This is a genomic window from Mesorhizobium sp. B2-4-13 (assembly GCF_006658535.1).
GTDB lineage: Bacteria > Pseudomonadota > Alphaproteobacteria > Rhizobiales > Rhizobiaceae > Mesorhizobium > Mesorhizobium australicum.
On record NZ_VFVB01000006.1, the window covers coordinates 194,925 to 214,408 of the forward strand.

Below are 19,484 nucleotides of genomic sequence, written 5' to 3' on the forward strand. Positions count from 1 at the left end.
AGTAGGCAAAGTTTTGCTATTTTATCGATTTTTTGTCGGCCCCGGCAAAATCCTAACGGAAGCTTACCGTGATCTTAACGGCTGGGTTACCATAGTTGTTTACGGTGCATGCTGATCCAGTTTCGGAGTAGGGATGCATGTCCGTTCAATCCGCGGCCGCAGACGTCGACGTTGATCTTAGGCAGCTCTTCGCCAGCCTGGGACGCAACTGGCTGCGGATTCTGGTCTTCGTTCTGGTGGTGACGGGGCTTGCATTCGTGGCTGCGTCGTTCGCGACCCGCCATTACAAGGCCCAGACGCAGGTGGAGATCGCCCCGCGAGAATCGGTCTACACGCGGCCCGCCAGCAGCAATCCAGACAGCGACAAGCCGATCCTCGACGAGCAGGGCGTTGCTACCCAGGTCCAGATAATTTCGTCCAACGAGATCCTCAAGCAGGTCGCGCAGAAGCTCGGCCTGTCGCGACTGCCCGAGTTTGACGAGACGATCAACATGTCGTCGCTGAGTCGCGTGCTGATCCTGCTTGGCCTTAAGAACGACCCGATGGATGTTCCGGCCGATGAACGTGTCCTGAAGAAGATGCGCGAGAAGCTCAACGTCTACGGCGTTGAAAAGACACGCATCATTGCCATCGAGTTCTCCTCGGAAGATCCGAAGCTCGCGGCCGCCATCCCCGATGCCATTGCCGCCGCGTACATTGCGGGGCAGGGCGCGGCTAAGAGCGAATCGAACACCGCCGCCGCCGACTTCCTGGCGCCCGAGATCGCCGACCTGTCCAAGCAGGTCAGGGATGCCGAAGCCAAGGTCGCGGCTTACCGCTCCCAGTCCGACCTCCTGATGGGCGGCAACAATTCCACCCTGGCCACCCAGCAATTGGCCGAACTGTCGACCGAGTTGTCGCGGGTGCGGGCCAACCGGGCCGCGGCCGAAGGCACGGCCGAGAGCGTGCGCAAGGCGCTGCAGAACGGCGGATCGCTGGATTCGCTGCCGGAAGTGCTGTCTTCCGATCTGATCCAGCGCTTGCGGGAGCGCCAGGTCGAGCTGCGCGCCAACATCGCCGATCTGTCGACGACGCTGCTCGACAATCATCCGCGTGTTCGCGCGGCCAAATCGCAACTGGCCGATCTCGACGCGCAGATCCGCAGCGAAGCCCAGAAGATCATGAAGGGCTTGGCGATGCAGGCCGATGCCGCCAAGGCGCGCGAAAGCCAGCTCGTCGCCGACGTCAACACGCTCAAGGCTGCTTCGGCGCAGGCCGGTGAGCAGCAGGTCGGTCTCGACGCGCTGCAGCGCGATGCCGCCGCCAAGCGCCAGCAGCTCGAACTCTACCTGACCAATTATCGCGAGGCGGCGTCGCGTCAGGATCGCAACTATATCCCGGTCGACGCCCGCATCGCCTCACCGGCTTCGGTCCCCGCAGAGCCATACTTCCCCAAGGTCGGGCCGATCGTCGGTGCTGCCGCCGCGGCTTCCCTTCTGCTGGCGGCCGTGTTCACGCTGCTGCGGGAGCTTTTCTCGGGCCGTGCCATGCGCCCAGCCAGGGGCGCGCGATTTGAGCCGATCGACGAGGTGACGATGCCGCCGGCCGCCTATCAGGAGCCGTCCACCCGCCTCGAACCGGCTGTCGCCACTGAGCGCGCCACTCGCACCGCCGACGTATCATGGCCCGAAACGGTCACGGAAACTCCGGCGCAGCCGCGGTCTGCCGCCGAGTTCGAGCCCGTCGCCAAAGCGGAGCCTATCGCCGAGCCTGAACCGTTGGCCAAATCCGAATCCTTGACCAAATCTGGACCCGTGGCAGAGCCTGAGCCCATGGCTGAGCCGGAACCCGTGGAGGTTCGGCGGCCGCGCTCCGTGCTCGGCGAGATCGACGTCGAGAAGGCAGCCGAGAAGCTGATCGCCAGCGGGGCCGCGCGCGCCATATTCGTTTCCCCCGAGGGCGATGAAGCGGCGGCGTCGGCGATCCTGGTGGCGCGCGAGGTTTCCGACGCCGGACTGCGCGTCCTGCTGCTCGACCTCACTGCCTCAGGGGCTGCCTCGCGCCCGATGCTGGACAGCGGGCTTTTCCCGGGCATCACCAATCTGCTGGCGTCGCAGGCGCAGTTCAGCGACGTGATCCATGGCGACCTCTATTCCGACTGCCATGTCATCCCCGTCGGCACCGCCGATCCGGTCCGTGCCATGCGTGCCGCCGATCGGCTGCCGATCATAATGCAGTCGTTGACAACAGCCTACGATCTGGTGGTGGTCGAGTGCGGGCCGGCCGATGCACAAGGCATCAGCCGTTTGGGCGGCGAGGCCACCGAGGTGTTCTTGTCCATGCTGGAGGCCGACGACGAGGTGACGCAGGCCGCGGTCAAGCTGATCGAGAGCGGCTATCCCGACCTGACACTGGTGACGCCGCTCGGCCACGAGCCGCCAGGCAATCCGGTGCCGGGGCGGCGTTCGGCTGCTTGAGATAACAGCTGTTCAGAGGCCCATCAGGTCTATTCGAGTTCCAGCGTCGTCACATCGAATATCCTGTTGGCGTATTGGGGCTAGTTTTCGTCTTCCGTGGGCACGGGCGCTGTCTGTCCAACGGCCTTGCGGCGCAGCAGCTTGGTGAGCTTCCAGATTGTCGGGCTGTTCTTGACAAAGGCCTTCAGCCGCGCGCCCTGCCGAAGCGCCTGTCCCAGCGCACGGCCCTTGAGCGTCAGCGGGACGAGGACTTCGAAATGCCGGGTTTCGATATCGCACCATAACCGTTTGTAAGGCTCGTCTCCGACGGAGAAATCATAAACCGCGAACCCGCTCCGGCAGGCATCCTGGATGTTGTCGAAGAACAGGAAGTCGCCCGGGCTGGTGTGGGCAAGATCATCCTCGCTGATCGCTCCGAACTCGCAGATCAGCCGCCCGCCCGAGCGGCTCGCTCCGGTGACGGCGCGCAGCTTGCCGGCTACTTCCAGCCCGTGCAGCACGAAGCAAGGCTTGTCCTCGGCAAGTGCTTGCTTGAACAGCCCGCGGAAGAAGGCGCGTGTCCGGTCGTCACCGAAGACGTTGGCGATGCCCATCTTGCGGAAGCGCTGTTCCTTCATCTCGAAGAACGCGTCGAGCAGCCTCTCCACATCGCCGTCGCTGCTCGCCTCGACGCGCCGGTAGCTACCGACAGCCTCGAACTTGCGCGTCTGCGAACGATGCTTCTTGCGTTTGCGCTTGCCGCTGGCGCGCAGCAGCAGCGCATCGAATCCGCCGCTGAGATCGACGGCCAGTGAAAGATTGGGGCTGGCGAAGTGATCGAGCGATGCCAGCGGATTGGCGGTGCCGTCGAGATCGGGCAGCAATCTTTCCAGCGCGATGAGATCGATATCGGGCCGGAATCTGGCGATCGCCGCGAGCATCGACTGGATGGCTGTGAGGTCGCCGCTGGCCAGCCATTGCGGTTCGGCGGCGCAGAAATTGCCATTGGCGTGGCGGCCGCCCATGAACTGGGCGACCCGCAACGGGCCGCGCTTGACCACCTCCAACGCCAGTGCGAAGGCCGGCTTGCCCTCCAATTCCAGCATGGCAATGAGCAGATCGGGCCTGACCTCGGCGGCCCAGTTCAACACCCATGCCGCACTTTGCGCTGGAGCATAGAGCGCCGAACGACAGAACGTCGCATATGCCGCGAGCCCCTCGGCGGCGGCAATGGAAACCGACGGCCCCGCGGCATTTCTGGGTAGTGTGCGTGGCGAGGCCTGGCTCGCCGCGAGCCGCTTGCCATCAAATGACGCGGTTGCGTCAACCATACCTCAATCCTTAAGGCGTATTGATCCCGATTTGGGGGGCGCTCGGGCGTATTCCGTGCTTGGTTAGCCTAGGCGCAAAAGGTGAATGAATGATCGACGGTGGGGAGGCAATCCGGAAACTGGCGCTCAACGTCGCCCGTTATACCGGCCTCGCACCGCTGGCCAGGCCGTTTGTCGGCGGCATCGGCGCCATCCTGATGCTGCATCGCGTGACGGCGACGCCCGAAAAGCCCGACAGCGTCAACCGGCACCTCAACATCGCGCCCAGTTTCCTCGATGCCGTGATAGCTGACATGAAAGCGGGCGGCTATGCCTTCGTTTCGATGGATGAAGCGGTCGAGCGTATCAAGGCAGGCGGCAAGGGCGGCCGGTTCGCGACCATCACCGCCGACGATGCCTATCGCGACAACATGACCGAGGCCCTGCCGGTGCTGCAAAAGCATGGCGCGCCGCTCACCATCTATGTGGCGCCCGGGCTGATCGATGGCTCCGCCCACCTTTGGTGGGATGTGGTGGAGGATATCGTCAATGCATGCGACCGCCTGACCTTGGCCACATCGAACGGCCCTGCGGTGATCGATTGCGGGACCCCCGCCAGGAAACATCAGGCCATCGCCCGCCTGCATGCCTATTTCACCACCGAGGTCCGCGAGGAAGACCTGCGGACCGTGCTGCGCGGTCTCGCCGCGTCGAATGGCGTCGACGCCGACGCCCCGCGCCTGCGCACGCTGATGAACTGGGATGAGATCCGCACCGTCGCCGCGCACCCTCTGGTGACCATAGGCGCCCACACGATCAGCCACAGCAATCTGAAGCGGCTTTCCGAGGCCGATGCGCGGCGCGAGATCGGCGCCGTCAAGGACATGCTGCGGACCGGACTTGGCGAGGAGCCGCGCCATTTCGCCTATCCCTATGGCTATGCGAGCGCCGTCGGCTGCCGCGAAGTGGGCTTTGCGCGCGACGCCTGCTATGCCTCCGCCGTGACCACCCGCCACGGCGTGCTGCGCGCCGAACATGCCGGCTTCCTGCATGCCTTGCCGCGCATTTCGGTCAATGGCCGCTACCAGAGCCTCGCCCACATCCGCACCATGCTGTCGGGCGTGACGACCCCGCTCGCCAATGCTGGCAAGATGCTCGTTACTATCTGACATACGGCCTGGCCGGGCAGGGCTCAGCGCTTAGTCCGCGGCTCCAGCATCAGCCATTTGATGATGCCCATTGCCGGCAGCACCCAGAGCAGGCCGCTGACGAGGAAGAACAGGAATTGCACCAGTGCGCCCGATTCCGACAGGCGGGCAACGGCGAAGATCGAGGCGACCAGCGCGTAGATGATGACCAGCGCCAACAGCAGGAACATTCCGATCAGTTTTTTCAGGCGAATGGGCATGTCTTGGCCTCGTTGATGGCTACCGCTTAGGCCGAACGCAAGGCACGCGCAACCCACGACACCGGGCGCGACGGCGTGCCGCGCTGCGCGGCCTTGCCAGCAGGAGTGCGATGGTTCACCAATCCGCGACATTCAACCTGCCGGGACATATCCATGGCCGCCATCACCGCCGCCGCGCCTTATCAGGCCCGCGACCGCGACCTGCACAACCGGGCACTCGTGCGCGGCTGGCTCTACGTCGTGCTCCTGGTGCTGTTCGCGCTGGTGCTGGTTGGCGGCGCCACGCGGTTGACCGAATCCGGCCTTTCGATCACCGAATGGCAGCCGATCCATGGCGTCGTCCCGCCGCTCAACGACGCCGAGTGGCAGGAGGAATTCCAGCGCTATCAACAGATCCCGCAATACGCCGAACTCAACAAGGGCATGAGCGTCGAGGCGTTCAAGTCGATCTTCTGGTGGGAATGGGCGCATCGCCTGCTGGCGCGCAGCGTCGGCCTGGTCTTTGCCTTGCCGCTGCTGGTCTTCTGGGCGACGCGTCGCATCGAGCGCGGCCTTGGGCCGAAACTGGTCGGCATCCTGCTTCTCGGCGGCCTGCAGGGGGCCATCGGCTGGTGGATGGTGGCGTCCGGCCTGGTCGACCGCGTGTCGGTGAGCCAGTACAGGCTGGCGACGCATCTCACGCTGGCGGCACTGATCTTCACCGCGACCATGGTCGTCGCGCGTGGCCTGGCGCCGCATTCCGAACCCGCTGCCGATCGCTCGACGCAGCGTCTGGCTGGTTTCGTTGTGCTTCTGGCGCTGGTCCAGATCTATCTCGGCGGCCTGGTTGCCGGTCTCGACGCCGGCATGAGCTACAACACCTGGCCGCTGATGGACGGCCGGCTTATCCCCGGCGATCTGCTCGTCCTCGAGCCGGCGTGGCGCAATTTCTTCGAAAGCCCGAAAACGGTGCAGTTCATCCACCGGCTTGGCGCCTATACGGTCTTCGCCGTCGCGCTCTGGCACATGATGGCCACGCGTCTGCGTCTGCCCGGCTCAACGCATGCGCGACGCGCGACACTGTTGTTCGGTCTGGTGCTGGTGCAGGCTTCGATCGGTATTGGTACGCTGCTGATGCAGGTGCCCCTGCACATGGCGCTGACCCATCAGGCTTTCGCGCTCGTCGTGCTGGGCTTTGCCGCCGCGCATTGGCGCGGCACCAAGGGCGCCTATCCCTTACCCAACGAGATTGCCGTCGGACGTTGAGTGCAGCCGATCACATCCAGAATTCGTTCGACTGGGTCGTCTTCTCGCCGTCGAATTCAGCCTGACGCAGTGCGGCGGCGGATGGTGCCGATTTGTCCTGGTCGGCCTGGCCGCCTGGTCCTGATTTGCCTTGGCAACCCTGTCAGCGGCCTTGAGCGCATCGAGCCTGGCCTGGGCGACGGCGATATGCACCTGGCGGTCTGGTGCGCCGTCCTCGAGTCGCACCTTCCAGATGCGGCTCGAAAAGGTCTCGGCCATGAGTTCCGGTTCGCTGACCTTCCAGCGCGCTGGAAAGGCTGGTGCATCCATCAGAGACCGAGCATCAGGTCCATGTTCTGGACGGCTGCACCCGAAGCGCCCTTGCCGAGATTGTCGTAGACCGCCAGCAGCAGCGCCTGGGCTCTGCTGTCGTTGGCAAAGACATAGACCTTCATACGGTTGGTGCCGTTGTAGATCTCCGGATCGATGTCAGGCACGCGTTCCAGATGTGCATAGGGCGCCACCTCGACCACGCCGCCCTGGATCGCGGCGAAATGGTCCGCAATGGCGGCGTGAAGTTCGGCACCCGTCGGCACGCGGTCGAGGCCACCGAGCTGCAACGGCACCACCGTGATCATGCCTTGCGCGAAATTGCCCACCGCCGGCTGCATGATCGGATCATGCGACAGCTTCGCATAGGCCTTCAATTCCGGCACGTGCTTGTGCTGTAGGGTCAGCCCATAGGGCAGGAATTCCGAAGCGTCCTCGCCCTTGGCGACATAATCCTCGATCATCGGGCGCCCGCCGCCCGAATAGCCCGTAATGCCGTTGACCGCGATCGGGAAACTGGCCGGCAGCAGGCCTGCGGTGACCAGTGGCCTGAGCGTTGCGATCGGCCCCTGCGGCCAGCAGCCGGGATTGGCGACGCGCTTGGCCGTGGCGATCTTTTTCGCCTGCTCCTTGTCCAGTTCGGCGAAGCCATATTCCCAGCCTTCGGCCACGCGATGCGCGGTCGACGCATCGATGACCTTGGTGGTTTCGTTGGCGATCAGCGAGACGCTTTCCTTGGCCGCATCGTCGGGCAGGCATAGGATCGCGATATCGGCGGCGTTGAGGAATTCGGCGCGGACGGCCGTTTCCTTGCGGCGCTCGACCGGGATGGAAATGATCTCCAGATCGCCGCGCTCGGCAAGCAGCGCTCGGATCTGGAGGCCGGTGGTGCCGTGCTCGCCATCGATGAAGATTTTCGGTTTCATTGCCTGATCAAATTCCCTGATATCTCGAAACTATATGCCGTTGCCATGATTGACCGTGGCGCCATTGTGGTTGCCGTTGTTCAGCTCCTCGAGCCGGGCCTTTCGCTCGGCCAGCAGACCGAGATATTGCATGGCCACCATCGAGCCGGCGATCGCCGTTATATCGGCGTGATCGTAGGCCGGCGCAACCTCCACGACATCGGCCCCGACAATATCGACCTGGTTCAGCTGGCGCAGCGTCGACAGGATCTTCGCCGACGACGGGCCGCCCGAAACCGGCGTGCCGGTTCCCGGCGCATAGGCCGGATCCAGGCAGTCGATGTCGAAGGTCAGATAGGTCTTCTTGCCACCGGTGCGATCGACGATCGCGTAGGCGATGTCGGAGGCGCGCATTTCCTCGATTTCATGGCCATGGAGAATCTTGATGCCGAATGTGTCGGGCGCATGGGTGCGAATGCCGATCTGGATCGAGCGATCGGGATCGATGATGCCTTCCTTGACCGCGCGGCCGACGAAGGAACCATGGTCGATGCGCTTGCCGTCATCGGGCCATGTGTCCTGATGGGCGTCGAACTGCACCAAGGCCAGCGGTCCGTGGATGGCGGCGTGCGCCTTGAGCAGCGGCCAGGTGACGAAATGGTCGCCACCAAGCGTCAGCAGGAAGGCGCCCGATTTCAGGATCTTGGCCGCCTCGCGCTCGATCGTGCCGGGCGTCTTCTGATGGTTGCCCGAATCGAGCAGGCAATCGCCATAATCGACCACGGCAAGGTGTTCGAACAGATCGCGCGAGAACGGGTATTGCGGGTCGTTGTCGAGGATCGCGGAGGCGCGGCGGATCGCCTGCGGCCCAAACCGGGCGCCCGGTCGGTTGGTGACGGCGGCGTCGAAGGGAATGCCCCACACCACCGCATCCGCGCCCTTCACGTCCTTGGTGTATTTGCGCCGCATGAAAGACAGCGCGCCGGAGTAGGTCGGCTCGAGGGCGCCACCCGTTTTGGAGCGGGCGGTGAAGGCATGGTCGATGGTGTTGGTCGCCATTACGGGTCCTCGTTTTCATCGGGGTGCAACAACTACAGAACCGGCATGGAAGATGCCAGTCACGGCTTGGGGAGACGAAACCGCGCCGCCCGGGTGCCACGGCAAGACAGGACTTGTATCATCATGACGCAGACCGCGCTTCTTAATCCGTCAGATGCCGTGGTGTCGACCCACACCGGTACGATCGCCGGCGATCGGTTCCGGGTTCTCGATTCGTGGCGCGGCATCTGCGCGCTGCTGGTGGCGCTGTTTCATTTCCCGACCGCCTCGACGATCTCGCAGAGCAGCTTTATCGGTTCGTCCTATCTCTTCGTCGACTTCTTCTTCGTCCTTTCCGGCTTCGTCATCGCCTCCAGCTATGCCGATCGGCTCGGCCGCACTCAGGAGGTCTGCCGCTTCGCGCTGGTCCGTTTCGGCCGCATCTATCCGCTGCATCTGGTCATGATTGCCGCCTTTGCCGCCTTCGAGCTGCTGCGGCTCGTGCTGCCGCAGCTGCATGGCACGGGTGCTGCTCCTTTCACCGGTGGCTTCGACCTCAGGAGCTTGGCTGCCAATCTCCTTTTGCTGCAAGGTGTCGGCTTCGAGGATCGGTTGACCTGGAACGCCCCGAGCTGGAGCATCTCGGCCGAGTTCTTTGCCTATCTCCTGTTTGCCGGCGTGCTCTTCATCGCCGGCGCGCGCGCCTGGATATGGTTCGTCGCCGCCGCTGTCACCGCGCCGCTGTTCCTGCTCGGCTTCTCCACGCATCATATGGATGTGTCCTATGATTTAGGCTTCATCCGCTGCCTCTACGGCTTCTCGCTGGGCGCCCTGCTGGCCTGGTTTCAGCATGATTCCATTGCAGGAGCGCGACAGGTTCTGGCCGCAAACGGCCCGAGGATGAGCTGGACTGTTGCCGAAATCGTCATGGTGGTCGTCATCGCTCTCTTTGTCTCGCTGGCGGGCGACAATGACGCCGGCATTGCCGCGCCCCTGGTGTTCGCCTTGGCGCTGTTTCTCTTCGCTCATGAAGGCGGCTGGATCAGCGCGTTGCTGAGGACGCCGTTCATGCTGACGCTCGGCGCGCTGTCCTATTCGATCTACATGGTCCACATCTTCGTTCAGGCGCGCCTGATCAATGTCGCCGGGCTGGTCGAGCGCAAACTCGGCCTCGGCCTGGTTGGCGACATCGTACTGCGTGGCGAGCCCGCGACCGGCTTTGGCGCCGGCTGGACGGGGACCGTGGCGATCGTCGTCATGCTTCTTACCACCATAGGTGTCTCCTGGATCACCTGGCGTTTCGTCGAGATGCCTGCGATGGCCTGGTTCCGCCGGCTGTCGAAACGCATCTGAGGCGAGATATCGCGGCAACCGCTAGCCGGCTTCGTTCACCCAGATGTCACGGGCATCGCCTATTCCCGGCTCGATCCGGAATGGAGCGATTCTCGATGCAGACCTTCTGGCCGAGCCTTCTGCTTTCCGTCACGCTGGCGGCTTCCGCCAGCCAGTCAATGGCCGGCGAAACCCGCGCCAGGCAGATCCTCGACCGCTTCGAGCATGCCAACCAGTGGCGCGACCATGTCATGGTGGCCGCCCATCGCGCCGGCAGCATGCAGGCCGGTAAGACGCTCTATGCGGAGAATTCGCTTGCCGCCGTGGAAGGCTCGATCGCGATCGGCGCTGAAATCGTCGAGGTCGACATCCGGCGCTCGAAGGACGGCGCGTTCATCGTCATGCATGACAGCTGGCTCGACCGCACGACCACCTGCAAGGGCGAGGTCATCAACTACACGCTGGCCGAGTTGAAGAGATGCCGGCTGGTGATCGAGGGCACCCATGCCGTCACCAACGAGACCGTCTCGACATTGCGCGAGATGCTGATGGCGACACGGGACAGAATCCTCATCAATCTCGACAACAAGCTCGAAGTCGGCGACCTCCCGGGCATGATCGCGATAGCGCGCGAACTCGGCATGGCCGAGCAAGTCATCGTCAAGGAAAACCTTTGGGACCAGAACAGGATCAGCACGGTGAAGGCGGCCATGACTGCCGCAGGCGGTGGCTTCCAGTTCATGCCGATCATCGCCGATGACGCGGTCCATGATGCGGGCTTCGCCTCGACGGTCGACCACGTCTTCGCGCCGCGCGCGATCGAACTGATCAACTGGCGGGCGGGCGCCGAGACGCTGACCGAAACCGGCGGGCCGCTGTTCAGCACGCGCATGCGCGCCGAGGCGGTAAGGGGCGACTGGCACATCTGGGCCGACACCTATGCCATCGTCAACAAACCAGGCGGCTTCCTCGCCGGCGGCCGTGGCGACGAACTGGCGGTCCAGGCCAGCCTGCCGCGCGAAGCCTGGGGCTTCTGGGCCGATCGTGGCGCCACCATCATCCAGACCGACGAGCCGAAAGCGGCGATCGGCTGGCTGGCGGCGAATGGTTATCGGGTGCCCTATGCCGGCACGGGCGAACGCATCGAGCCAGCCGCGACCGCCAGCATCAATTGATCCGCCGCGTGCAAGCAAAAAGGCCGCACGGAGGCGGCCTTTTCGATTGTCCGAAAATTCGAAACGGTTAGCGCTTCGAGAACTGGAAGGAACGGCGGGCCTTCGCCTTGCCGTACTTCTTGCGCTCGACGACGCGGCTGTCGCGGGTCAGAAAGCCGCCCTTCTTGAGCACGGCGCGCAGCGCCGGCTCGTAATAGGTCAGCGCCTTCGAGATGCCGTGACGCACCGCGCCGGCCTGGCCGGAAAGCCCGCCGCCGACGACGGTGGCGATGATGTCGTACTGGCCCGAGCGGTTGGACGCGATGATCGGCTGGTTGAGGATCATCTGCAGGACCGGACGCGCGAAATAGCTCGCGAATTCCTTGTCGTTGACAACGATCTTGCCGGAACCCGGCTTCACCCAGACGCGCGCGATGGCGTTCTTGCGCTTGCCGGTGGCGTAGGCGCGGCCCGACTTGTCGAGCTTCTGGACGTGGACGGGGGCGGCGGCCTGCGTGTTGGTGTTGCCGGTGGCGGCGCCCAGTTCTGCGAGCGAGGAAAGCTCAGCCATCTTATGCGACCTTCTTGTTCTTGGAATTCATCTTGGCCACGTCGAGGACTTCTGGCTGCTGGGCGACATGCGGATGCTCGGCACCTGCATAGACGCGCAGGTTCTTCATCTGGCGGCGGCCGAGCGGGCCACGCGGAACCATGCGCTCAACGGCCTTCTCGACGACACGCTCGGGGAAACGGCCCTCGAGCAGCTGACGCGCGGTGCGCTCCTTGATGCCGCCGGGGTGGCCGGTGTGCCAGTAATAGACCTTGTCGGTGAACTTCTTGCCGGTGAATACCACCTTGTCGGCATTGATGACGATGACATTGTCGCCGTCGTCGACATGCGGGGTGAAGGTCGGCTTGTGCTTGCCGCGAAGATGATTGGCGATGACAGTGGCGAGACGGCCGACGACGAGACCCTCGGCGTCGATCAGGATCCACTTCTTCACCACATCCGCAGGCTTCTGCGAAAAGGTTGTCATGTTTTCTGCTCTCGGTTCTGACCTTCGGGAGTGAAGGCGTTTCTTGTTGCTTGGATTGGCGAAAGACGCTTGTCATCAGCCAATAACAAAACGGCGGCCTTTGCGGGCCGCTGCTTCGTGAAGGCTTATAGGCGAGCGGAGTAACTGCGTCAAGGTAGCGGAAAAGTCCTGTAGCGCAGAAAAGGCTGTAGAAACAGCATGTTGGACTAAAGGTATTATTTTACCACATTGGCGGCGCGCTGCGGCGGGATCGAGTAGGTGCCCGTGGCATGCGCGATCGTGTGTCCTTCCGGGCCGGCGACGATGTCAATGTCGAACACCATCAGGCTCTTGCCGAGCTTCAGGATGCGGCAATGGCCATCGATCGGCCCGGCTTCGGCCTTGCGCACGAAGTTGATGTTGAGGTTGGTGGTGACCGAGAGCGCATCCGGCCCGGCATGGCTGAGCACGCAGACATAGCCGCCAATGTCGGCCAGCGTGAACAGGGCAGGGCCGGACACCGTGCCGCCGGGACGCAAATGCCGTTCACCGGCATTGAGCCGTACGATGCAGCCGCCTGGAAACACGTCGATCGCCTCGTAGGCGGCGGCACTCTCGTTGAGTTGGGGAAAGACGGTTTCCATCAACAAATTGATCTGCGTTGCGGTCAGCACCGGCTTGAGGTTGGTCTGGGCGGGCATGTCGGTCTCTCGTTCTGCGCCAAGCCTGTATGGGCGCAGCCGGGTGTTTCTGGCAACATATACATCATGCTGGCGCAAGCGATGGGTGTTGGACGAAACCCGATCCGATATTAGATACTCTGCCGGCATCACCGGAATCGCGGAGACCTTAGCCATGGCCGAAATCCTTGCCATCAAGCCTGCTGCCGCCGACGAGGGCCCGGTCACGACAAGACGGGAGAAGGGCGTGCTGCGCCTGACGCTCGCCAATCCGCCCGCCAATGCCCTGTCGCTTTCGGTGATGGCGGCGCTCGTGGCGGAGTTGGAACGCGCCAAGGCGGACAAGGCCGTTCGCGTTATTGTGCTGTCGGCGGCCGGCAAGGTGTTCTGCGCCGGCCACGACCTCAAGGAAATGACCGCGCGGCGTGCCGATGCCGATCGTGGCAAGGCCTTCTTCGAAGAGACCTTTGCCGCTTGCGCCATGCTGATGCAGACGATCGTGCGCCATCCCTTGCCTGTCATCGCCGAGGTGGACGGCCTGGCGACAGCCGCCGGCCTGCAATTGGTCGCCAGCTGCGACCTGGCGATCGCCTCGCACGAGGCGACCTTCTGCACGCCGGGCGTCAACATCGGCCTGTTCTGCTCGACGCCGATGGTTGCGCTATCGCGCAACGTCTCGCGCAAGCAGGCGATGGAGATGCTCTTGACCGGCGAGACGATCGACGCCGCGACCGCCAAGGAGTTCGGCCTCGTGAACCGGGTCGTGCCGCGCGAGTACCTGAATCAGATTGTCACCAAATACGCGCAAACCATTGCTTCCAAATCCACTTTGGTGATCAAGACCGGCAAGGAAGCTTTTTACGCGCAGGCCGAGATGGGCTTGGCCGATGCCTATGCCTATACCGGCCGAGTCATGGTCGAAAACATGCTGGCGCGGGACGCGGAAGAGGGCATCGGCGCCTTCATCGGCAAGCGCAAGCCGGAATGGGCGGACGAATAGGATCATGGAACCGCGCGTCTCCATCATCACCATCGCCACCGACGATCTGGATCGCGCCGTGCGCTTCTACGAGGCGATGGGTCTGAAGCGCCACGCGGGGATCACCGACGGTGTCGCCTTCTTCCAGATGGGCGGCGCCATCCTCGGCCTGTTCCCGCGCCCCAGCGCCGAGGAGGACTCCGGTATCACCTTCGCCCAGGCGCCCTCGGCCGTCTATCTCGCCTACAACACCCGCTCCGATGCCGAGGTCGACGAAGTGCTGGCGCAGGCGGAAAGGGCCGGCGGGCGCATCATCAAGCCGGCCGGCCGCGCCTTCTGGGGCGGCTGGTATGGGTACTTCGCCGATGCCGACGGGCATGTTTGGGAGGTGGCTCACAACCCAGCCTTTCCGATCGCGGACGACGGCACGATTTCGCTGCCTGATTGATGGCCTACCGCAAGCAACTGACACGGCTCAAGGCACCGTACCTCAAACGGATTTTGCTCGACCGGGAGCGGGTTACGGACTGGGAGAAGTATCCGTGGAACCTGCCGCTGTTTCGCGGCCACGCGTTCGAGCTCGAATTCACCACGCCCATCACCATCATCGTCGGCGAGAACGGCACCGGTAAATCCACGCTGCTCGAGGCGATCGGCGCGCTGGCCGAAAGCGGGCGGCGGCAAGGGCTACCGGCCGGTCGACCATTCCGGCGCCATCGACGAGAGTGGCGCCGCACTGGCCAACACATTCCGTAGCCACTGGTTGCCAAAAGTCACTGCCGGCTGGTTCTTTCGCGCCGAATCCTTCTACTCGGTGGCCCGCTACCTCGACCAGGCAGCGCTGGAAGATCCGTTCAAGCCACCGCCGCCGGATTTCCTGTCCTGGTCGCATGGCGAAGGCTTCATCCGCTTCTTCGAGGAGCGCTGCCGCAGGCAAGGCATCTATATCCTCGACGAGCCCGAGAGCGCGCTTTCGCCGACGCGCCAGATCGAATTGCTGAAGATGCTGCGGCGCATGGACCAATCGGGCACCGCGCAGGTGATCATGGCGACCCATTCGCCGCTGTTGATGGCCTGTCCCGGCGCGCAGCTGTTCCGCATCAGCCGCTTTGGGCTCGAGCTTGCCGACTTTCGCGATACGGACCACTTCCGCATGCTGCGCGATTTCAGCAATGACCCGCGATCCTTCATGGAGGAAGCACTTGGAGAGACGAGGGATGACCGTCAGTGACGAAGATCTCAAATGGCGGGTCGAACAAGCCTGTCGTGAAGGCTGGCCGGCGGCCACCGAGACGGTCGCCGACGGCTGGCTTCTGCGGCGATCGAGCGGCAAGATCCGCCGCACCAATTCGGTCAATCCTTTGCGTGGCAAACGGGCGGAGCCGGACTCAACGCTTGCCGCCGCGGAAGCGTTTTATGCCGGTCACGACCAGGCAGTCCTGTTTCGGGTCCCTGACATCGCCAGCGAGATGGACACCATCCTTGATCGCCACGGCTATGACACCGAGGGCGGCTCGATCCATCTGTTTGCCGGTATCGAAGAATTTAAGGTGTCGCCCGACGCGCGGGTTACCATCTTACCGGCACCAAGCGAAAGCTGGTTCGACGCGCGGTTTCGCATGGGAGCCTATGGAGACACCGATCGCCGGATCGTCCGCGAAATGACGAAGTTGATCGTCGGGGAGCGGGCTTTCGTGTCGACGGAGCTAGAAGGCGCGATTGTTGCCGTGGCCTTTGGCGTTATCCGGGATGGCATGCTCGTCGTGGAATCGGTTGAAACGGACGGCCATTTCAGGCAGCAAGGCCTCGGTCGCAAGACCGTAGGCGGTCTGATCGGTTGGGCTCGGCAGGCGGGGGCGGAGGCGGCGTGTCTGCAAGTGGTTGTCGACAACTCTCCGGCCCGCGCGCTCTATGCCTCGCTTGGTTTCAATCGCGAACTCTACCGATACCACTACCGCAGGAAGATGATTGCCGCATGAACCACGACACTTACGAAAATGCCTACATTGCCGGCATCCTCAATTCGGTGAAGTCGATCGCCATGGTCGGGGCGTCGGCCAATGATGTCAGGCCGAGCTATTTCGTCCTGAAATACCTGCTGGCCAAGGGGTTTTCGGTGTTCCCGATCAATCCTGGCCAGGCCGGCAAGGAAATCCTCGGCCGAATGACCTATGCCAGGCTGGCCGACATACCGGGGCCGATCGACATGGTCGATATTTTCCGTAATGCCGCGGCGGTCCCAGGGATCGTCGACGAGGTGTTGCAACTCGATCCCTTGCCGAAAGTCATCTGGATGCAGCTTGGCGTGCGCCATGACGAGGCAGCCGCTCGCGCCGAAGCCGCCGGCATCAAGGTGGTGATGAACCGCTGCCCCAAGATCGAATATGGCAAGCTCTCCGGCGAGATCGGCTGGACCGGCGTCAATTCCGGCGTGCTGTCGTCCAAGAAGCCGCTGATGCGCCAGGGTTTTCAGAGTTTCGGCGTGCGCCAGAAATAGACGCGGCGTAGAGGCGCAAAATTATTCCGCGTATTGCCGCATTATCCTGCGGTGTGATCGAAGGATCGGCGCCGAAAGGTATTTTCTTCTTTGCATTCGCACGCCGCCTTCGCCAAGAATGCGCGGCCAATTTAGGAAGTTCAAAGGGAGGTTTCAGTGACCCGTTCGCCCGGTTTCAACACGCTCGCCGTCCATGCCGGCGCCAAGCCCGATCCTGCCACCGGCGCGCGCGCCACGCCGATCTACCAGACGACCTCCTTTGTTTTTGATGACGCGGACCACGCCGCTTCGCTGTTCGGGCTAAAAGCTTTCGGCAACATCTACACCCGCATCATGAACCCGACCCAGGCAGTGCTCGAAGAGCGCGTCGCGGCCCTCGAGGGCGGCACGGCCGCCCTTGCGGTTGCTTCTGGCCATGCCGCGCAGGTCATCGTGTTCCACAATCTGATGCAGCCCGGTGACAATTTCGTCGCCGCCAACAAGCTTTACGGTGGTTCGATCAACCAGTTCGGCCATGCCTTCAAGAATTATGGCTGGGAGGTGCGCTGGGCCGAAACCAATGACATCTCGACCTTCGAGAACCAGATCGACGACAGGACCAAGGCGATTTTCATCGAGAGCCTGGCCAATCCGGGCGGCACCTTCGTCGATATCGAGAAGATCGGCGACATCGCCCGCAAGCACGGCCTGCCGCTGATCGTCGACAACACGCTGGCCTCGCCCTATCTGATCCGGCCGATCGAGCATGGCGCCGACATCATCGTCCACTCGCTGACCAAGTTCATGGGCGGCCACGGCAATTCGATTGGCGGCGTCATTGTCGACGGCGGCACCTTCGACTGGTCGAAGTCGGGCAAATACCCGATGCTGTCGGAACCGCGCCCCGAATATGGCGGCCTCGTGCTGCACGAGACCTTCGGCAATTTCGCTTTTGCCATCGCCGCGCGCGTGCTCGGCCTGCGCGATCTCGGCCCGGCGATCTCGCCGTTCAATGCCTTCCTTATCCTGACCGGCCTCGAGACCTTGCCGCTGCGCATGCAGCGTCATTGCGACAATGCGATCACCGTCGCCGGCTGGCTGTCCAACCACCCCAAGGTCGCCTGGGTGAATTATCCCGGCCTGCCCAGCGACAAGAACAACGCGCTGCAGAAGAAATATTCGCCGCTGGGCTCCGGCGCCGTGTTCACCTTCGGCCTCAAGGGCGGCTACGAGGCGGGCATCAAATTCGTCGAGGCACTCGAACTGTTCTCGCACCTGGCCAATGTCGGCGACACCAAGTCGCTGGTCATCCACCCGGCATCGACCACGCACCGCCAGCTTTCCGACGAACAGAAGGTCAAGGCTGGTGCCGGACCCGACACGGTGCGGCTGTCCATCGGCATCGAGGATGTCACCGACATCGTCGCCGACCTCGAACAGGCGCTCGCCAAGGTCTGACCTGATATGACCGCGTTTCTTTCCGTCGACACCAAAGGCGTCGAACCCGAATCCGGCGCGCCGGCGCCGGATCGCCTGATCTCGGGCGATCCGAAATTCCGCACCTGGAATGTCGAGGAGCGCGACGGCGGCCTCTATGCCGGCATCTGGGAATCGACCCCGGGCAAGTGGCGCATCGTCTATGAAGAATGGGAGTTCTGCCACATTCTCTCAGGTGTTTCGGTAATCGCCGAAGAGGGCGGCCAAGCGCGCACCGTCAAAGCCGGTGACAGCTTCGTGCTGCGGCCGGGCTTCAAGGGAAGCTGGGAAGTGCTTGAAACGACTCGCAAGGAGTATGTGATCAAGGTTTGAAGCTTGATCACATATCGAGAATCCGATCGGATTTCCGGGCAACTCGCTAGCTAAAAATCGACGGCAAGTCGTTCCAGCCCATGGAAATGGTAAGTGTCGCGGAAGCGTGGCTGTTCGGCGAGATGCAGTTGCGGGTGCCGCTCGAACAAGGTCCTCAGCGAAACCTGCAGTTCGAGGCGGGCCAGCGGCGCACCGATGCAGAAATGGATGCCGGCGCCGAATGATACATTCTTCTGGTCGGTGCGCTCCGGCCGGAAGGTCTGCGGTTCGGCGAAGGCATGCGGATCATGATTGGCCATGCCAAGCAGAAGTCCGATCGTCTGGCCCGGCCGCACGACGATGCCGGGCGCGATTTGGATTTCCTCATAGGCATAGCGCATGAACATGTGCAGCGGCGCATCGAAACGCAGGCATTCCTCGACCGTTGCTGCCGTCACTTCGGGTGAGGTAAAGAAGCGGCGCGGGTCGCCGCCTTGTGCCAGGATGGAGTGGATGGCATTGCCGGTCTGGTGCACGGTTGCTTCGTGGCCGGCGTTGAGCAGCAGGATGGCCGAGGAGACCAGCTCGTCCTCTGACAGTTTCTGGTCGTCCTCCTGGGCCGAGATCAGCAGCGACAGCAGGTCATCACCCGGCTTCTTGCGCCGTTCGGTCACGTAGCCGCGCAGGAAATCGGAAAATTCGCCCGCGGCACGGTTGGCCGTCTCCTCGGTCTCACGGGTGCGGCCGTGGATATACATGGCGACCATTTGATGCGACCAGTCGAGCAGTCGCGGCCCCATCTCCACCGGCACGCCAAGCATTTCGGCGATGATGGTGATTGGCAGCGGGGAGGCGAAGGCCGGCAGGAGGTCGACGGCCTTGCCAGGTTCGAAACGATCGATCAATTCGTTGGCGAGCGCCTCGACGCGCGGCCGTAACCGTTCGACCTGACGGGAGACGAAAGCCCGGTTGACCAGTGTTCTCAGCCGCGTATGGACCGGTGGCTCCAGCTCGAGCATCGAATTGGCTTCGATGCCGTCGAATGCCTTGAGATGGGTCCTGTCTTGTCCGACACCGCGGCTGTCGGGGATGCCGGCCGGGTTCTGGCGGCCGAAACGGCGGTCGCGCAACAGCCGGTTGACGTCGCCGAAGCCGCCAAAGCACCAGAAGCCGAACTCTTCCCAGAAAAACGCATTCGAGGCTTCGTGCAGGAAGCCGTAGGCCTCGTAAGGGTTCAGGAAGAAAGCCGGTTCGCGCGGGTCGAGTCTGAGCTGGCGAGTGGCTGGATCAAAGGCCAGATAGGAGAGCGTCGATTTGGTCATGCCAGACCCATAGCGCGGCTTGCCAGCCCGGTTCCAGACCGTATGTTGCGTCCGACAGCCCGATGCATTGAGCCAGGCAGTAGGGTT

Annotated in this window: 19 protein-coding genes and 2 pseudogenes; 12 read left to right on the forward strand and 9 right to left on the reverse strand. The window is 63.1% G+C overall.

Annotated features, from left to right (window positions below; genetic code table 11):
• Positions 1 to 137: 137 nt before the first annotated feature.
• Positions 138 to 2,456: a Wzz/FepE/Etk N-terminal domain-containing protein gene (locus FJ936_RS18180; protein ID WP_140787614.1), complete on the forward strand. Its 2,319-nt coding sequence runs from the start codon at positions 138 to 140 to the stop codon at positions 2,454 to 2,456.
• Positions 2,457 to 2,536: 80 nt separating this feature from the next.
• Here FJ936_RS18180 and FJ936_RS18185 read toward each other — a convergent pair whose 3' ends face one another.
• Positions 2,537 to 3,766: a GNAT family N-acetyltransferase gene (locus FJ936_RS18185; RefSeq protein ID WP_015318217.1), complete on the reverse strand. Its 1,230-nt coding sequence runs from the start codon at positions 3,764 to 3,766 to the stop codon at positions 2,537 to 2,539.
• An 89-nt stretch (positions 3,767 to 3,855) separates the two neighbouring features.
• On the opposite strand from FJ936_RS18185, the gene FJ936_RS18190 reads away from it, so the two are divergent.
• Positions 3,856 to 4,914, forward strand: a complete 1,059-nt coding sequence (locus FJ936_RS18190) for a polysaccharide deacetylase family protein (RefSeq protein WP_140787613.1) — start codon at positions 3,856 to 3,858, stop codon at positions 4,912 to 4,914.
• 23 nt (positions 4,915 to 4,937) lie between these two features.
• Here FJ936_RS18190 and FJ936_RS18195 read toward each other — a convergent pair whose 3' ends face one another.
• Positions 4,938 to 5,153, reverse strand: coding sequence for a DUF2842 domain-containing protein (locus FJ936_RS18195; RefSeq protein ID WP_015318215.1), 216 nt, complete (start codon positions 5,151 to 5,153; stop codon positions 4,938 to 4,940).
• Between the two features lie 153 nt (positions 5,154 to 5,306).
• Here FJ936_RS18195 and FJ936_RS18200 point away from each other — a divergent pair, with 153 nt between their 5' ends.
• On the forward strand, positions 5,307 to 6,398 hold the full coding sequence (locus FJ936_RS18200; protein ID WP_140787611.1) for a COX15/CtaA family protein: 1,092 nt from the start codon (positions 5,307 to 5,309) through the stop codon (positions 6,396 to 6,398).
• A 201-nt stretch (positions 6,399 to 6,599) separates the two neighbouring features.
• Here FJ936_RS18200 and FJ936_RS18205 read toward each other — a convergent pair.
• The 3 genes and pseudogenes from FJ936_RS18205 to speB all read right to left on the reverse strand — a co-directional run.
• A pseudogene (locus FJ936_RS18205) lies at positions 6,600 to 6,707 on the reverse strand (3'-kinase); the annotation flags it as partial.
• Positions 6,707 to 7,633 (reverse strand): N-acetyl-gamma-glutamyl-phosphate reductase, encoded by a 927-nt coding sequence (argC, locus tag FJ936_RS18210; protein WP_140787607.1) that lies wholly within the window; start codon positions 7,631 to 7,633, stop codon positions 6,707 to 6,709. The pseudogene FJ936_RS18205 and the gene argC, both read right to left, overlap by 1 nt.
• A 30-nt stretch (positions 7,634 to 7,663) precedes the next feature.
• Positions 7,664 to 8,671, reverse strand: coding sequence for an agmatinase (speB, locus tag FJ936_RS18215; protein WP_015318212.1), 1,008 nt, complete (start codon positions 8,669 to 8,671; stop codon positions 7,664 to 7,666).
• Positions 8,672 to 8,794: 123 nt separating this feature from the next.
• Here speB and FJ936_RS18220 point away from each other — a divergent pair, with 123 nt between their 5' ends.
• Together FJ936_RS18220 and FJ936_RS18225 are read left to right on the forward strand one after the other, a co-directional pair.
• Entirely contained in the window at positions 8,795 to 10,003 is a 1,209-nt protein-coding gene (locus FJ936_RS18220) for an acyltransferase (protein ID WP_141906844.1), read from the forward strand.
• A gap of 95 nt (positions 10,004 to 10,098) precedes the next feature.
• Positions 10,099 to 11,157 carry a glycerophosphodiester phosphodiesterase family protein gene (locus FJ936_RS18225; protein ID WP_140787603.1) on the forward strand — a complete coding sequence of 353 codons (1,059 nt, stop codon included), beginning with the start codon at positions 10,099 to 10,101 and terminating at the stop codon, positions 11,155 to 11,157.
• A 67-nt stretch (positions 11,158 to 11,224) separates the two neighbouring features.
• Here FJ936_RS18225 and rpsI read toward each other — a convergent pair whose 3' ends face one another.
• The 3 genes from rpsI to FJ936_RS18240 all read right to left on the reverse strand — a co-directional run bounded on the left by rpsI (position 11,225) and on the right by FJ936_RS18240 (position 12,853).
• Positions 11,225 to 11,707, reverse strand: a complete 483-nt coding sequence (rpsI, locus tag FJ936_RS18230) for a 30S ribosomal protein S9 (RefSeq protein ID WP_140720742.1) — start codon at positions 11,705 to 11,707, stop codon at positions 11,225 to 11,227.
• 1 nt (position 11,708) lies between these two features.
• Positions 11,709 to 12,173 carry a 50S ribosomal protein L13 gene (gene rplM, locus FJ936_RS18235; protein ID WP_140787600.1) on the reverse strand — a complete coding sequence of 155 codons (465 nt, stop codon included), beginning with the start codon at positions 12,171 to 12,173 and terminating at the stop codon, positions 11,709 to 11,711.
• Positions 12,174 to 12,388: 215 nt separating this feature from the next.
• Entirely contained in the window at positions 12,389 to 12,853 is a 465-nt protein-coding gene (locus FJ936_RS18240) for a PaaI family thioesterase (protein ID WP_140661962.1), read from the reverse strand.
• A gap of 154 nt (positions 12,854 to 13,007) precedes the next feature.
• On the opposite strand from FJ936_RS18240, the gene FJ936_RS18245 reads away from it, so the two are divergent.
• The 7 genes and pseudogenes from FJ936_RS18245 to FJ936_RS18275 all read left to right on the forward strand — a co-directional run bounded on the left by FJ936_RS18245 (position 13,008) and on the right by FJ936_RS18275 (position 18,096).
• On the forward strand, positions 13,008 to 13,832 hold the full coding sequence (locus FJ936_RS18245; protein WP_140787598.1) for an enoyl-CoA hydratase: 825 nt from the start codon (positions 13,008 to 13,010) through the stop codon (positions 13,830 to 13,832).
• 4 nt (positions 13,833 to 13,836) lie between these two features.
• A complete protein-coding gene (locus tag FJ936_RS18250) occupies positions 13,837 to 14,259 on the forward strand; it encodes a VOC family protein (protein WP_140661964.1) in 423 nt (140 codons plus the stop codon).
• A pseudogene (locus FJ936_RS18255) lies at positions 14,259 to 15,042 on the forward strand (AAA family ATPase). The gene FJ936_RS18250 and the pseudogene FJ936_RS18255 overlap by 1 nt, the downstream one beginning before the upstream one ends.
• Positions 15,029 to 15,790, forward strand: coding sequence for a GNAT family N-acetyltransferase (locus tag FJ936_RS18260; protein ID WP_140720734.1), 762 nt, complete (start codon positions 15,029 to 15,031; stop codon positions 15,788 to 15,790). Before FJ936_RS18255 ends, FJ936_RS18260 begins: the two are co-directional and overlap by 14 nt.
• Entirely contained in the window at positions 15,787 to 16,308 is a 522-nt protein-coding gene (locus tag FJ936_RS18265) for a CoA-binding protein (RefSeq protein ID WP_140787596.1), read from the forward strand. Before FJ936_RS18260 ends, FJ936_RS18265 begins: the two co-directional genes overlap by 4 nt.
• 156 nt (positions 16,309 to 16,464) lie before the next feature.
• Positions 16,465 to 17,745 (forward strand): O-acetylhomoserine aminocarboxypropyltransferase, encoded by a 1,281-nt coding sequence (locus FJ936_RS18270; RefSeq protein WP_140661967.1) that lies wholly within the window; start codon positions 16,465 to 16,467, stop codon positions 17,743 to 17,745.
• Between the two features lie 6 nt (positions 17,746 to 17,751).
• Positions 17,752 to 18,096: a cupin domain-containing protein gene (locus tag FJ936_RS18275; RefSeq protein ID WP_140661968.1), complete on the forward strand. Its 345-nt coding sequence runs from the start codon at positions 17,752 to 17,754 to the stop codon at positions 18,094 to 18,096.
• A gap of 50 nt (positions 18,097 to 18,146) precedes the next feature.
• Here the strand turns inward: FJ936_RS18275 and FJ936_RS18280 are convergent, their stop codons facing one another.
• The gene (locus FJ936_RS18280) at positions 18,147 to 19,397 is read right to left on the reverse strand and encodes a cytochrome P450 (protein WP_140787594.1); all 1,251 of its coding nucleotides are present in this window, start codon (positions 19,395 to 19,397) and stop codon (positions 18,147 to 18,149) included.
• Positions 19,398 to 19,484: the final 87 nt, after the last annotated feature.

Excerpts from the sequence above, each read along its gene's own strand:
- FJ936_RS18180 (WP_140787614.1), top strand. The coding sequence starts at position 138 with ATGTCCGTTCAATCCGCGGCCGCAGACGTCGACGTTGATCTTAGGCAG.
- FJ936_RS18185 (WP_015318217.1), bottom strand. The coding sequence starts at position 3,766 with ATGGTTGACGCAACCGCGTCATTTGATGGCAAGCGGCTCGCGGCGAGC.
- FJ936_RS18190 (WP_140787613.1), top strand. The coding sequence starts at position 3,856 with ATGATCGACGGTGGGGAGGCAATCCGGAAACTGGCGCTCAACGTCGCC.
- FJ936_RS18195 (WP_015318215.1), bottom strand. The coding sequence starts at position 5,153 with ATGCCCATTCGCCTGAAAAAACTGATCGGAATGTTCCTGCTGTTGGCG.
- FJ936_RS18200 (WP_140787611.1), top strand. The coding sequence starts at position 5,307 with ATGGCCGCCATCACCGCCGCCGCGCCTTATCAGGCCCGCGACCGCGAC.
- argC (WP_140787607.1), bottom strand. The coding sequence starts at position 7,633 with ATGAAACCGAAAATCTTCATCGATGGCGAGCACGGCACCACCGGCCTC.
- speB (WP_015318212.1), bottom strand. The coding sequence starts at position 8,671 with ATGGCGACCAACACCATCGACCATGCCTTCACCGCCCGCTCCAAAACG.
- FJ936_RS18220 (WP_141906844.1), top strand. The coding sequence starts at position 8,795 with ATGACGCAGACCGCGCTTCTTAATCCGTCAGATGCCGTGGTGTCGACC.
- FJ936_RS18225 (WP_140787603.1), top strand. The coding sequence starts at position 10,099 with ATGCAGACCTTCTGGCCGAGCCTTCTGCTTTCCGTCACGCTGGCGGCT.
- rpsI (WP_140720742.1), bottom strand. The coding sequence starts at position 11,707 with ATGGCTGAGCTTTCCTCGCTCGCAGAACTGGGCGCCGCCACCGGCAAC.
- rplM (WP_140787600.1), bottom strand. The coding sequence starts at position 12,173 with ATGACAACCTTTTCGCAGAAGCCTGCGGATGTGGTGAAGAAGTGGATC.
- FJ936_RS18240 (WP_140661962.1), bottom strand. The coding sequence starts at position 12,853 with ATGCCCGCCCAGACCAACCTCAAGCCGGTGCTGACCGCAACGCAGATC.
- FJ936_RS18245 (WP_140787598.1), top strand. The coding sequence starts at position 13,008 with ATGGCCGAAATCCTTGCCATCAAGCCTGCTGCCGCCGACGAGGGCCCG.
- FJ936_RS18250 (WP_140661964.1), top strand. The coding sequence starts at position 13,837 with ATGGAACCGCGCGTCTCCATCATCACCATCGCCACCGACGATCTGGAT.
- FJ936_RS18260 (WP_140720734.1), top strand. The coding sequence starts at position 15,029 with ATGACCGTCAGTGACGAAGATCTCAAATGGCGGGTCGAACAAGCCTGT.
- FJ936_RS18265 (WP_140787596.1), top strand. The coding sequence starts at position 15,787 with ATGAACCACGACACTTACGAAAATGCCTACATTGCCGGCATCCTCAAT.
- FJ936_RS18275 (WP_140661968.1), top strand. The coding sequence starts at position 17,752 with ATGACCGCGTTTCTTTCCGTCGACACCAAAGGCGTCGAACCCGAATCC.
- FJ936_RS18280 (WP_140787594.1), bottom strand. The coding sequence starts at position 19,397 with ATGACCAAATCGACGCTCTCCTATCTGGCCTTTGATCCAGCCACTCGC.